Origin of the sequence: Borborobacter arsenicus (assembly GCF_003934165.1) — a bacterium.
Lineage (GTDB): Bacteria > Pseudomonadota > Alphaproteobacteria > Rhizobiales > Rhizobiaceae > Pseudaminobacter > Pseudaminobacter arsenicus.
The window spans coordinates 19,977-32,379 of the sequence record NZ_ML133514.1; the positions used below are offsets into that span (position 1 = coordinate 19,977).

The 12,403-nt window shown below is 62.0% G+C and carries 11 protein-coding genes; 7 read left to right on the forward strand and 4 right to left on the reverse strand.

What is annotated here, in order from left to right:
- Positions 1-25 precede the first annotated feature (25 nt).
- The 7 genes from EET67_RS06860 (at position 26) to EET67_RS06890 (ending at position 7,431) form a co-directional block, all read left to right on the forward strand.
- Positions 26-1,357: an NAD(P)/FAD-dependent oxidoreductase gene (locus EET67_RS06860; protein WP_128625475.1), complete on the forward strand. Its 1,332-nt coding sequence runs from the start codon at positions 26-28 to the stop codon at positions 1,355-1,357.
- On the forward strand, positions 1,357-2,502 hold the full coding sequence (locus EET67_RS06865) for an ABC transporter ATP-binding protein (protein WP_128625476.1): 1,146 nt from the start codon (positions 1,357-1,359) through the stop codon (positions 2,500-2,502). The genes EET67_RS06860 and EET67_RS06865 overlap by 1 nt, the downstream gene beginning before the upstream one ends.
- Positions 2,499-3,395 (forward strand): ABC transporter permease, encoded by an 897-nt coding sequence (locus tag EET67_RS06870; RefSeq protein WP_128625477.1) that lies wholly within the window; start codon positions 2,499-2,501, stop codon positions 3,393-3,395. The genes EET67_RS06865 and EET67_RS06870 overlap by 4 nt, the downstream gene beginning before the upstream one ends.
- A gap of 7 nt (positions 3,396-3,402) precedes the next feature.
- Positions 3,403-4,284 carry an ABC transporter permease gene (locus EET67_RS06875; protein ID WP_245450767.1) on the forward strand — a complete coding sequence of 294 codons (882 nt, stop codon included), beginning with the start codon at positions 3,403-3,405 and terminating at the stop codon, positions 4,282-4,284.
- A gap of 46 nt (positions 4,285-4,330) precedes the next feature.
- Entirely contained in the window at positions 4,331-5,371 is a 1,041-nt protein-coding gene (locus EET67_RS06880; RefSeq protein ID WP_128625478.1) for an extracellular solute-binding protein, read from the forward strand.
- A 115-nt stretch (positions 5,372-5,486) separates the two neighbouring features.
- The gene (aldA, locus tag EET67_RS06885; protein ID WP_128625479.1) at positions 5,487-6,923 is read left to right on the forward strand and encodes an aldehyde dehydrogenase; all 1,437 of its coding nucleotides are present in this window, start codon (positions 5,487-5,489) and stop codon (positions 6,921-6,923) included.
- 136 nt (positions 6,924-7,059) lie between these two features.
- Positions 7,060-7,431, forward strand: coding sequence for a cupin domain-containing protein (locus EET67_RS06890; RefSeq protein ID WP_210211100.1), 372 nt, complete (start codon positions 7,060-7,062; stop codon positions 7,429-7,431).
- Positions 7,432-7,749: 318 nt separating this feature from the next.
- Here the strand turns inward: EET67_RS06890 and EET67_RS06895 are convergent, their stop codons facing one another.
- From EET67_RS06895 to EET67_RS06910, 4 genes are read right to left on the reverse strand one after another with little or no spacing between them, the layout of a single operon-like run.
- On the reverse strand, positions 7,750-8,670 hold the full coding sequence (locus EET67_RS06895; protein WP_165899817.1) for a 2-hydroxyacid dehydrogenase: 921 nt from the start codon (positions 8,668-8,670) through the stop codon (positions 7,750-7,752).
- A 10-nt stretch (positions 8,671-8,680) separates the two neighbouring features.
- The gene (locus EET67_RS06900) at positions 8,681-9,022 is read right to left on the reverse strand and encodes a RidA family protein (RefSeq protein ID WP_425359512.1); all 342 of its coding nucleotides are present in this window, start codon (positions 9,020-9,022) and stop codon (positions 8,681-8,683) included.
- 17 nt (positions 9,023-9,039) lie between these two features.
- Positions 9,040-11,373: a molybdopterin-dependent oxidoreductase gene (locus tag EET67_RS06905; RefSeq protein WP_128625482.1), complete on the reverse strand. Its 2,334-nt coding sequence runs from the start codon at positions 11,371-11,373 to the stop codon at positions 9,040-9,042.
- Positions 11,374-11,426: 53 nt separating this feature from the next.
- Complete coding sequence (locus tag EET67_RS06910; protein ID WP_128625483.1) at positions 11,427-12,401, reverse strand: quinone oxidoreductase family protein; 975 nt, start codon at positions 12,399-12,401, stop codon at positions 11,427-11,429.
- Positions 12,402-12,403: the final 2 nt, after the last annotated feature.

The following is a 12,403-nucleotide window of genomic DNA, read 5'->3' on the forward strand; positions in this document are numbered from 1 at the left end:
GATCGCGTCCGCGGAGCGAGAGCAGATGTTGAACCAGACCGCCGAACTGGCAGGAGCCGCGCCATCGGGCAGGACGCTGCCGAAGTCCCTCTGGGCTGCCACGGCTAACCCTCTCGCTGCCCAGCCGGAACTCGAGGGCGGCCATCAGTTCGATGTCGCCATTGTCGGTGCAGGCTTCACCGGGCTGAGAACGGCTGTCGAGCTCGCCCTTTCGGGGGTGCGGGTCGCCGTTCTGGAAGCGATGGAAGTCGGCTACGGCGCTTCTGGACGCAGCGGCGGCCAGGTAAATCCCATATTGCGCATGAGGCCGGAGGAGGTGAGCGCCGAAATCGGCCACCAGAACGGCGAAAATCTGGTGGCTGCAACGCTGGCCTCGGGCAATGCTTTGTTCGAAGACATCAGGCGGTTCGGCATCGGTTGCGATCCGGTGCAGAAGGGCTGGCTCCAGGTGGCGCATACCGACACCGCCATGGGCGGCCTGGAGCGGCTGCAGAAGGCGTGGAATGCCGCCGGCGGCGAGATTTCCGTGCTTGATCGGAATGAGTGCCGGGAATGGTCGGGCTCGGCCGATTATGTCGGCGGCCTGTTCCATCCGTCGGCCGGTCACGTGCAGCCGCTCTCGCTCGTACGCGGATTTGCGCAGACCGCGCTCCAGCATGGTGCGAAAATATTCGAGCACAGCGCCGTCACGGCGATCTCCCGTGCCGCCAACAACAAATGGATGCTCAGCACCCGGCGCGGCAGCGTGATCGCCGACAAGGTGGTCATCACGACAAATGCCTATACCGGCGATCTCTGGCCCAAGCTGAAGCGCACGGTCATGCCGCTCGTCAGCCTGCAGGCTGCGACCGAGCCGCTGTCCTTGGTCCAGCGCGCCCAGGTCCTGCCTCGCGAAACCACGATTGCGGATACGCGCCGGGCAATCATCTATGCCCGTTATGATCGCGATGGCCGGCTGTCGATTGGCTGCATGGGAAGCTATCCCGACCATCCCGACGCATTGGGTGGCTTCAGCCGTCTCAAATCAGGCACGGAGCGCATATTCCCTACCCTCAAGGGCGTTGAATGGCAGTTCAAATGGGGTGGGCGCATTGCCATCACCCCGAATTTCCTGCCGCACCTGCATGAGCCGGCGCCGGGCCTGCTGATCGGCCTCGGCTTCAACGGGCGCGGCGTGGCCATGACTTCCGTGATGGGGCGCGCATTGGGAGCGAAGCTGCTTGGCGCGCGCGATGGCGATCTGCCTTTCCCGGTCAGCCCCATAAAAGCCATCCCTTTCCATCGTATTCTGGCCGCGATACTGCCCGTCGCCACGCCGCTTCTGGCAGTGGCTGATCGTATGGACAGGATGAAGTGATGACCAAAACCGCAAATCAAACGGCAAAGGATCCCGACGCCTTGGCTCTTATCGGCTTCCAGAATGTACGCAAAAGCTTCCGGACCAGCGAAGGCGGCCAGTTCACCGCACTGAACAATGTCAGCCTGTCCGTCAATGCCAATGAGTTCTTCACGCTGCTCGGTCCCTCGGGCTGCGGCAAGACGACCCTGCTGCGCCTGCTTGCCGGTTTCGAGACGCCGGATGCGGGCTCGGTCACTCTGGACGGCAAGGACATCACCGGCGATCCCGCCAACAGGCGGCCGGTCAACACGGTGTTCCAGAGCTATGCGCTCTTCCCGCATATGACCATCGCGCAGAATATCGGCTTCGGGCTGAGGATGCTCGGCACACCGCGCGATACCATTGAGCGCGTGACGAAGGAAATGCTCGATCTGGTGAAGCTCAGCACCATGTCGAGCCGCAAGCCGGCCCAGCTTTCCGGCGGCCAGCAGCAGCGCGTGGCATTGGCCCGGGCGCTTGCCCCGTCGCCGCGCGTGCTGCTTCTCGACGAGCCGCTTTCGGCGCTCGACCTGAAGCTGCGCAAGGAAATGCAGATCGAGATGAAGCGCATCCAGCGCGATTCCCACACGACCTTCCTGTTCGTCACGCATGACCAGGAAGAGGCGCTGACCATGTCCGACCGGATCGCGGTGATGGATCAGGGCCGCGTGCAGCAGGTCGGATCGCCGACCGAAATCTATGAGAATCCGGCCAATGCCTTCGTTGCCGCCTTCATCGGCGACATGAATTTCGTGTCCGTCAACCAGGTTGTCGGCCGGGAAGGCGACCTTGTCGTTGCAGACACGCCGATCGGCAGGTTGCACGCGCGCCAAAGCGGCTGCCGCGCAAGCGCGGACACGTCCTCCGTCGCCACCTTCGCCATTCGTCCCGAAAGATGCCGGCTTAAGCTCGCCGGCAAGGAGGCCGGGAATGGTGTCCGTGCCAAGATCACCAATGTCGTGTTCACCGGACCCTTCGCCAGCGTGATCGTCCGCCCGGAGAATTCAGGCGAGGAGCTGCGCGTTCGCGTTGCCGCCGACAATCCGGACTACGGGCGCTTCGAGGTCGATGCGGATGCGGTGCTTGAGCTTCCTTCCGACAAGCTGATGGCACTCGCATCATGACGGCGGCCCGTATCTCTCCAGATGGCGGCTGGCTGCGCGGGGCCGGCCTCTACCCGGCGCTCGGCGTCGTGGGCTTCTTCCTGCTCGTTCCGCTGGCTCTGATCCTGGTCTATTCCTTCCTCGGCAAGGGCGACTATGGCGGCGTAGTCTGGTCGTTCAGTACCGCCGCCTATGAGAAGATCCTCTTCGTCAAGAAGCTCGACGGCTCGAAGATGCTGAATTGGGCGTTCTTCACCGTGCTCTTCCGCTCGGTCATGCTGGCCCTTGCGACGACGGTGCTTTGCCTGCTGATCGCCTTCCCGGCGGCCTTCTTCATTTCGCGGCAGCGGGCCTTCGTCAAAGGCGTCCTGCTGCTGCTGATCATGTTTCCGTTCTGGTCGAACCTCCTGGTGCGGACCTCATCCTGGATCATCCTGCTGCGCGACCACGGGCTGGTGAACAAGGCGCTGATGTGGCTCGGCCTGACCGATGCGCCGCTTGCCCTGCTCTATACGGATGGCGCCGTGCTCATCGGGCTGGTCTATGTCTATATCCCCTTCATGATCCTGCCGGTATTCACTTCGGTGGAGCGGCTGGACAAGCGGCTGATCGAGGCTGCCTTCGATCTCTATGCGAGCCGGATGCAGACTTTGCGGCGGGTCATCCTTCCTTTGACCATGCCCGGCATGGTGGCTGGATCGATCCTCGTCTTCATCCCCAGCCTCGGCGCCTTCATCACCCCCGATCTACTCGGCGGCGGACGCAAGCTGATGCTCGGAAGCCTGATCCAGCTCCAGTTCACGACCGCTCGGGATTGGCCACACGGCGCCGCCATCTCGATCGTCCTGCTCGTGCTTGTCGTCACCACCCTGGTGCTTGCCGCGCGGCGTGGCACGTCGGCCAAGGCGAGGTAGAATTGCCATGACACATGCTCAATCCCTGGCGATGAACGCCGCGATCCCGCAGTCCGGAAGCAAGCGCAGGGCGCGCACGGCCGACCAGAGCCTCAACCGTTTCGCCGGCTTCGGCACCATCACGGTGCTGCTCTTTGCCTTCCTTTACCTGCCGATCGTCATTCTGGTGGTCTTTTCCTTCAACGCATCCAACACGATCAGCGTGTGGGAAGGCTTCACCTTCAAATGGTACTGGATCGCCGCCCAGAACACCGATCTGCACAAGGCGGCGCTGAACACACTGTTGATCGGCGGCGTGGCGACCGTGGTTTCGGTCTTGCTCGCCATACCGGCGGCCCTCGTCTTGTCTGGCCGGGCCGAGACTGGCTCGGGCGGCAAATATCTGCTGATCCTTTCGCTGCCGCTGATGCTGCCGGAGATCATGATCGCGATCGCGACGCTCATCCTCTTCACCACGATCGGCCTCAATCTGGGCATCGGTAATGTGATGATCGCGCACACGGTATTCTGCCTGCCCTTTGCGCTGATGCCGATCCTGGCGCGGCTGCGCGGCATGGATCATCGCCTGAGCGAGGCGGCTTATGATCTCTACGCCAGCCGCTGGCAGTGTTTCCGGCTGGTCGTCCTGCCCTTGCTTGCGCCCGGCATCGTCACCGGCGCGATGCTGGCCTTCATCGTCTCGTTCGACAATTTCATCATTACGCTGATGGTTTCCGGCGCCGGGGGCACGACGCTTCCGCTCTACATCTACGGTCTCGTGAAGACCCAGATGACGCCGGAACTCAACGCGATTTCGACGGGCGTGCTGTTGCTGTCGCTCGCCCTTCTCTCGACTGCCTTCGTGCTCACGAAGGGCCGCATCCTTGGCGTTTCGGGGATGTCGGAGTGAGCGCGAAAGGAAAGCAACGACTATCTTGAAAACGGAGGAAGAACCCATGCGAATTTCGAAGATCCTGACGGCGCTTGCCGCGGGCACCATGCTGACGGCGACCACGATGGCGGCTCAGGCCGAAGGCAAGCTCAACATCTATAACTGGGCCGGCTACACGCCGCCGGAACTGGTTGAGAAGTTCGAGAAGGAAACCGGGATCGATGTCACCATCGATACATATGATTCCAACGAGACGCTGCTTGCCAAACTCAAGGCCGGCGGTGGCGGCTATGACATCATCGTCACCGCCCATACCTTCATCGAGGTCAATGCCAAGGAAGGCCTGATCCAGAAGTTCAATCCGAAGGACCTGCCGAACTACAAATATCTGGACAAGAAGTTCGTCGATCCGTCCTGGGACCCGGAAAGCCAGTATTCGCTGCCCTATCAGTGGGGCACGACCTCATTTGCGGTCGACACCGCCGTCTATGACAAGCCGATCGACAGTTTCGAGACGCTGTTCAACCCCCCGGCCGAGCTTGCCGGCAAGGTCGGCATGCTCAAGGGCGGTTCCGACCTGATCGCGATGGCGGAACTCTATCTCGGAGTGCCGCTCTGTTCGGAAGATCCTGCCGAGATGCAGAAGGTGCTCGACCTTCTTCTGGCCCAGAAGCAGTCGGTCAAGGTCTATGCGGGTGCTGCTGCCCTGCGCGACCAGATGGTTTCCGGCGAGATCGCGATGACCAGCAACTATAGTGGCCAGGTCCAGCGCGCCCGCGCCGAGAAGAAGACGGTGCAATATGTCTATCCGAAGGAGGGCGTGATCGCCTGGGTCGACGCGCTGGCGATTCCGGCCGACGCAAAGAACCTGGAGAATGCGCGCAAATTTGCCGACTTCCTGCTGGCACCGGAAAATGCCGGCGCACTCAGCAACCATGCCGGCTATGCCAATGGTTCGGCCGGTTCGGAGGAGTTCATGAAGCCCGAACTGATCGAGGCACCCGAACTTCATGTTCCGGAAGGCATCAAGACCGAGCCGATGAAAACCTGCTCGCCGGCCGCCAACGAGCTTGAAGCCCAAATCATGACCCAACTGATGCAGTAGTCCAGGCACGGGCGCGCGCAGAGTTCGGCGCGCCCTCCTGCCAGCTTCTGCAATTAGCAACCGGCGTGCTCCCGCACGCCGGAGAGAACAGCTTTTACTATCGAAAGAGGACAGAATGACCGTCACGCATCGCAATTTCATCAATGGCCGGTTCATCGAGAATTCCAATGAGGACATGATCCCGGTTCTCAATCCGGCGACGGAGCAGGTGATCTCGCAAATCCCCGATACCTCCGCGGCGCTGGTCGGTGAGGCGGTCGCTGCCGCAAAATCCGCGCAGAAGGCTTGGGAACGGCGCCCGGCGATCGAGCGGGCGGGCTTCCTGCGCCAGATCTCGGCGAAGATCCGCGAAAACGCTCCGGCACTGGCAAGCGCCATTGTCGAGGAACAGGGCAAGATCCAGGGTCTGGCGGAAGTTGAGGTCGCCTTCACCGCCGACTATCTGGACTATATGGCCGAATGGGCACGCCGCATCGAGGGCGAGATCATCACCTCGGACAGGCCGGGCGAGAACATCTTCCTGTTCCGGCAGGCCATCGGCGTGGTCGGCGGCATCCTGCCCTGGAACTTCCCCTTCTTCCTCATCGCCCGCAAGCTCGCGCCGGCGCTGGTCACCGGCAACACCATCGTCATCAAGCCGAGCGAGGAAACGCCCAACAATGCGGCCATGTTTGCCGAATTGCTGGCCCAGACCGACATGCCTGCCGGCGTCGTCAACCTGGTGTTTGGCAAGGGCGCCACGACCGGTTCGGCGCTCAGCGACAATGAAGACGTAGGCATGCTGAGCTTCACCGGTTCGGTCGAGACTGGCTCGCGCATCATGGCGGCAGCCGCCAGGAACATCACCAAGGTCAATCTGGAACTCGGCGGCAAGGCGCCGGCGATCGTCATGGCCGATGCCGATATCGATCTCGCGGTCAACGCGATCAAGGCCTCGCGCGTCATCAATAGCGGTCAGGTCTGCAATTGTGCCGAACGCGTCTATGTCGACCGCCGCGTGGAAGACGAGTTTGTCGCTAAGCTTGCGGTAGCCATGGAAACGACGAAATATGGCGATCCGTCCAAGCAGCGCGATCTCGACATGGGCCCGCTGATCAATCGCGCCGGGCTGGACAAGGTCGACGGCCTGGTAAAGCGCGCGATCGACGCGGGCGCGGAATGCATCACCGGCGGCGCTGTGGCCGATCTCGGTAGCGGTGCCTATTTCCAGCCGACGGTTTTGCGCGGCTGCAAGCAGGACGCCGAGATCATGCAGAAGGAGATCTTCGGCCCGGTCATCCCGGTCAATTCCTTCGATACGCTCGACGAAGCCATCGAGCGGGCCAATGATTCCGCCTATGGTCTGACCTCGTCGATCTATACGCGCGACATCGGCTCGGCCATGCGCGCCTGCAACGAGATCAAGTTCGGCGAGACCTATATCAATCGCGAGAACTTCGAGGCCATGCAGGGTTTCCATGCCGGCGTGCGCAAGTCCGGCATCGGCGGCGCCGACGGCAAGCACGGGCTTTACGAATACACGCAGACGCACGTCGTCTATCTGCAGAACTAAGCGCTTGGAAAGACCTGAAAACCGGGTCGTACCATTTCAAAGAAATGGGTCAGGATGATGCAAGATAAAGCGTCATCCTAACCGGAACATCTTGCAGGCGGGCGCAAGCGCCTGCCGTTCCCTTGAGAGGAAACCAATGACCACCGAAACATCCGCCGGCCCGTCCATGGTTCGTATCCACGAGGCCAATGCAGAAAAGGTCACCACCAACGACCTGCCCACACGCACCGACGGCAACCCCGTTCATGATTCCTGGCCTGTGTTCAAAAACGTGAATGAGAAGGTGCGCTCGGGCATCTGGCAGAGCAGCGCCGGAGCCTGGGTCACCGAAATCTCCGGCTATACGGAGTTCTGCTACCTCATCGAGGGCGAGGCGCTGGTCACCGACCAGGATGGCCGCGTCAACCATATCAAGGCCGGCGATGCCTTCGTCATGCCCGACGGCTTCACCGGCCGCTGGGAAGTGGCGCAGTTCGTGAAGAAATATTTCGTCATCGCGAACACTTGAGTTAGCTTATTGCCGGACACGATACCCGGTCGCTGCCGTTCTTGGTAGGAGCGGCAGACCTCCGGCTTCTATCCCGACAGGAGCGTTGTGCAGGCTGCTGCCCGCGAAGGCGACATTCCACCGGCGGCGTTCGCGCTTGATGCGCTTGAACATGGCTCGCGATAAAAGTTCACCAACTCCTTGGCTATCGTGGTGCTAACGATATCCTCGGGAACGCCGATATGAATGGACGTCGTGCCTGCTGGAGGGCCAGGATTCGTCGGGCGTAACAGTTGGCCGCTGTCGTACGCCTCTGAAAGGCACACCGACCTTGGAGGTCTACGGTCGCTTGACCATCCCGGAAGGCAGCAGGCCGTCGCGCATACGCCGCAGGTTTTCTGCAACGATCACGGCGCCGGACTTCGGGTCGGGCGAGGTTGCAACATGGGGAGTAAGAATGAGATTGGGCGCTGACCAGAGCGGATTGCCGGGTTCTGGCGGTTCGGACTGGAGCACGTCAAGCGTTGCGCCGGCAAGGTGGCCCGTCTCCAAGGCAGCGCACAGGTCAGTCTCGACACATTGAGCACCGCGGCCGATATTGATGAAGTAGGAACCGGGAGGCATCTTCGCGAAGAAGCGCGTATCGAACAGGTTTCGTGTCTCAGCTGTGAGCGGCAGCAGCGCAATCAGGATCAAGCTGCGCCGCAGAAAGGCCTCAAGCCGATCCCAGCCGCTGAAGATTTTGACGCCTTCCAATTCCCTTGGCTGCCTCGACCAGCCGGCAACGTCGAAATCGAGTTCCGCAAGCGCCTGCGCAACAGGTGCGCCAAGTGCGCCCAGGCCCAGGATGCCGACCTTGCGATCGCGCGCGAAGATCCTGGGATGCTCATGCCAGATGCGCGCGGCCTGCTGGTTGCGGTAGCGATCGAAATGGCGGTGGTAGTCGAGGACCGCGTGCAAGGCGTATTCCACCATGCCCGAGACCTGGGCTGGCTCGACCAGTCTGGCGACAGGCAACCCTACGGGGATGGAGAGATCGCCGGCAATCTGGTCGGTGCCGGCGCTCAGGAGGTGGATTCCCTTCAGATTGGGATAGAGGTCAAGCGATCCGGGCGGGATCTTCCAGACGAGCATGGCATCGATTTCCGCAGGGTCGCCGACATCCGGCCACACGCGTAGTTCCAGCCCCGGGATCTGCTCGGCGAGAGCTTTCTGCCACTGCACCGGGTCGGCGGACTCACTATGGAAGACAACCCGCATAGCGCCGATCTCAGACCATGGCGGTTGCGATGATCTCGACAAGATAGCGCTCGTCGGCCAGGCGCACCTCGCCGCAGGCGCGGGCAGGCGGATTGTCCGCATCGATCCAGGCGTCCCAAATCTCGTTCATGCCGTCATAGTCATCCATGCTCTTCAGCCAGATGGTCGCCGAGACCACCTTGGACCGGGAACTGCCGGCCTCTTCCAGCAATTGGTCGATCTTGGCCAGTGTCTCCCTTGTCTGGACCTTGATGTCAGCCTGCTTGCTGTCACCGACTTGCCCACCGAGATAGACCATGTTGCCCACCACGACAGCGCGACTGCGGCGGCTATTGGCATCGATTCGCTTCATTTTCTGCATTCCGATTTCTATTGGGAATTGTGCTGCCGCGCCTCGAAAAGCGGCGGCTGGAAGGCGGTGACTGGGGGCAACTCACCACGATAGGGCTCGATTTCGACAAGGCAGGTCTGGGCGCTCGGTCCCTGCGCGAGGCGCGACGTGCCCTTGTCGCACGTGAGCACATTCGGGTTGCCGTGCTTTTCCAGCGGCATTTCTGCAGCCGGATCGGTGGGGTCGTACCAGGCACCGGTGGAAAGCTGGACGACGCCGGGGCGGATCTGATCCGAAAGTATGGCTGCCGCCAGGCAACTGCCTCTATCGTTGAAGACGCGTACTATATCCCGGTCGGAAATGCCGCGTGCCTTCGCATCCTGCGGGTTGAGTCGGATCACTTCCCGGCCCTTGATCTTCATGCTCCGGGAATGGCTTGCCGAATCATACTGACTGTGAAGCCGCGAAACCGGCTGGTTGGACATGAGATGCAGTGGAAAATCCTGTACCTGCGCGCTTCCGAGCCACTCAAAGGGCTCCAGCCATGCTGGATGACCGGGACAGTCATCGTAGCCGAAGCGATTGATCGTCGAGGAGAAGATCTCGATCCGGCCGGAGGGTGTGCCCAGCCTGTTGGCCTCGGGGTCCTGCCGGAATGTATCGAGCAGGGGGGGCTGGTGGTCGGGTTCGGGCAGGAGGCAAAAACCGCTCTTCCAGAACGTGTCGAAATCGGGGAGAGCATGACCTGCCGCTGCCGCACGCTGCCGTGCCAATGTGAACAGGTAACGCAACCAGGATTCCTCGTCGCGCCCATCGGTGAAGCGATGGGCCAGCCCCAAATGTTCCGTGATGCCGCTGAAGACTGAAAAGTCGTCGCGCGCCTCACCTGCAGGATCGGCCAGACGATGCGAGGCGGCAATGAAGCGATCCCTGCTCGATGCAGCGATGTCGTTGCGCTCAAGCGCCGTCGTTACCGGGAAAACGATATCGGCATGGCGGGCAAGCGCGTTCCACCATGAGTCATGGACGATGACGGTCTGCGGCCTCTGCCAGGCGCGGCGCAGCCGGTTGAGGTCCTGATGGTGGTGGAAGGGATTCCCGCCGGCCCAGTAGACCAGTCTGATATCGGGATAGGTCCGCCGCTCCCCGTTGAAATCGTATGCCCCGCCTGGCTCGAGCAGCATGTCGGCGATGCGCGCGACCGGGATGAAGTCGCTGACCGCATTGTCGCCTTGTGGCAGGGAGGGCCAGGAAATTTCCGGCGTGGCATGTCCGACACCGTTGACGGAGGCATAGCCGAAGCCAAAGCCCCCGCCCGGCAAGCCGATCTGACCCAGCATCGCCGCAAGCGTGATTGCCATCCAGTATGGTTGTTCGCCGTGGTCGGCGCGCTGCAGCGACCAGGCCATCATGAGGATTGTGCGTTTGGCTGCCATGCGGCGGGCAAGATTGCGAATCTCGGCTGCAGGAATCCCGGCAATCGCAGCCGCCCAATCGGCGTCCTTGGCCACACCATCCGTCTCGCCCAGAAGATAGGCCAGGAACCGCTCGAAACCGGTGGTGTAACGCTCCAGGAATGTGCGGTCATGCAGGCCTTCGGCCATCAGCGTGTAGGCAATGCCGAGCATCATCGCGACATCCGTATTCGGACGGATTGCCAGCCAGTACGGCTGCGGGTCGGACACGGTATCGTCGCGGATCGGGCTGATTGAGACCAGTTCGGCGCCATTGCGCTGCGCCCGGGCAAGGGACTCCTGGAGGATATGGCGCGAAATCCCGCCGGAACTCACTTGGGCATTCTTGCGCGGCAGCCCGCCGAACATGACGATCAATTCGGAATGCTTCGCTACGACATTCCAGGAAGTATGCTGCGACACCAGCCCGCGCTTGTCGCCGATTACATGGGGCACGATCGTGTCGGCTGCAGCGTAGCTATAGTTCTGCACCGACCTGACATAGCCGCCGATGCAATTGAGGAAGCGGTGGATCTGGCTTTGCGCGTGGTGGAAGCGCCCGGCACTTCCCCAGCCATATGAGCCGCCATAGATGGCGCCATTGCCATGCTGTGTGCGGACACGATCAAGCTCGGCAGCGGCCAGCTTCAGTGCCTCGTCCCATGAAACCTCCACGAAGGGCTCGGCGCCACGATCTTTGCCGCCAGCGGCATGGCCCTTCTCCAGAAAGGACTTGCGCACAGCCGGGCGCAGGATGCGACTTGGATTGTCTAGCGCATCGATCATGGCATTGGCCAGCGGAGACGGGTCAGGGTCCTCCTCGATCGGCACAAGGCCGGCGACACGGCCATCGGCAAAGCGCGCACGATAGCTCCCCCAATGCGTGACGACCGTGTGGTGATCAGGCTCTGGAAGCATGACGATATCTCCTCATGGCAGGACACCTTGCGACGCCGGCAGCCGGTCCGCGCTCATGGCAGGAGGACAATCTGGCCGGTGGTGCGGCGTGATTCCAGATCTCGATGGGCTTGCGCCGCCTCGGCCAGCGGATAGGTCTGGTTGATGTCGGCGCGCACGATGCCTTTTCGCATCGCTGCAAACAGGTTCTGTGCCGTCTCCAGCAAGTCGTTGCGGTCGGCTATGTAAGGAAAGACTTGGGGGCGCGACAGCGCAACGCATTTGGGCGCCAGTACTGCGATGTTGACTGGCGGCACAGCGCCGGACGCATTGCCGAAGCTGACCAGATGGCCGAATTTGGCGACAGCCTGCAGCGAGGCCTCGAAACTGTCCTTGCCGACGCCGTCATAGATATAGCGGCAGCCACGCCCCGAGGTAATTTCGGCGACACGATCTGCAACATTCTCGGTGGTGCTGACGATGACGTGATCGGCACCGGCCTGGCGCACCCCTGCCTCCTTGGCATCGGAGCCTACAGTGCCGATGACCGTGCAGCCGATCGACTTGGCCCAGGCAGTCAGCAGAAGCCCTATGCCACCGGCGGCGGCGTGGATCAGGACGGTATCGCCGGCAGACGCCTGCGTGGTCTTGTGCAGCAGGCGCTCTGCCGTCATGCCCTTGAGCATCAGGGCCGCCGCTGCCCTGTCGCCGATATCGTCGGGTAGTGGCACCATGCGCTCGGCCGGCACGTTGCGCCTTTCGCTATAAGCGCCAGGTGCGGTCATCACATAGGCGACACGCTGGCCGACGGCGAGGCCTGTGACCCCCGGCCCAACTTCCTCGACAATGCCTGCGGCCTCCATTCCCGGCGTGCCGGGCAGGGTCATCATCGGGTAGGCGCCCTTGCGGACATAGATGTCGATAAAGTTCACGCCGATCGCGGTATGGCGCACGGCAACTTCCCCTTCACCCGGTGCGGTGTCCGGGCGCTCCTGCCATTCCAGAACTTCGGGTCCGCCCTGGATGGTCTGGATAATTGCGTGTGACATGG

Bases quoted from the DNA above. Each gene is read 5' to 3' on its own strand.
- EET67_RS06860 (WP_128625475.1), top strand. From the start codon at position 26: ATGTTGAACCAGACCGCCGAACTGGCAGGAGCCGCGCCATCGGGCAGG.
- EET67_RS06865 (WP_128625476.1), top strand. From the start codon at position 1,357: ATGACCAAAACCGCAAATCAAACGGCAAAGGATCCCGACGCCTTGGCT.
- EET67_RS06870 (WP_128625477.1), top strand. From the start codon at position 2,499: ATGACGGCGGCCCGTATCTCTCCAGATGGCGGCTGGCTGCGCGGGGCC.
- EET67_RS06875 (WP_245450767.1), top strand. From the start codon at position 3,403: ATGACACATGCTCAATCCCTGGCGATGAACGCCGCGATCCCGCAGTCC.
- EET67_RS06880 (WP_128625478.1), top strand. From the start codon at position 4,331: ATGCGAATTTCGAAGATCCTGACGGCGCTTGCCGCGGGCACCATGCTG.
- aldA (WP_128625479.1), top strand. From the start codon at position 5,487: ATGACCGTCACGCATCGCAATTTCATCAATGGCCGGTTCATCGAGAAT.
- EET67_RS06890 (WP_210211100.1), top strand. From the start codon at position 7,060: ATGACCACCGAAACATCCGCCGGCCCGTCCATGGTTCGTATCCACGAG.
- EET67_RS06895 (WP_165899817.1), bottom strand. From the start codon at position 8,670: ATGCGGGTTGTCTTCCATAGTGAGTCCGCCGACCCGGTGCAGTGGCAG.
- EET67_RS06900 (WP_425359512.1), bottom strand. From the start codon at position 9,022: ATGAAGCGAATCGATGCCAATAGCCGCCGCAGTCGCGCTGTCGTGGTG.
- EET67_RS06905 (WP_128625482.1), bottom strand. From the start codon at position 11,373: ATGCTTCCAGAGCCTGATCACCACACGGTCGTCACGCATTGGGGGAGC.
- EET67_RS06910 (WP_128625483.1), bottom strand. From the start codon at position 12,401: ATGTCACACGCAATTATCCAGACCATCCAGGGCGGACCCGAAGTTCTG.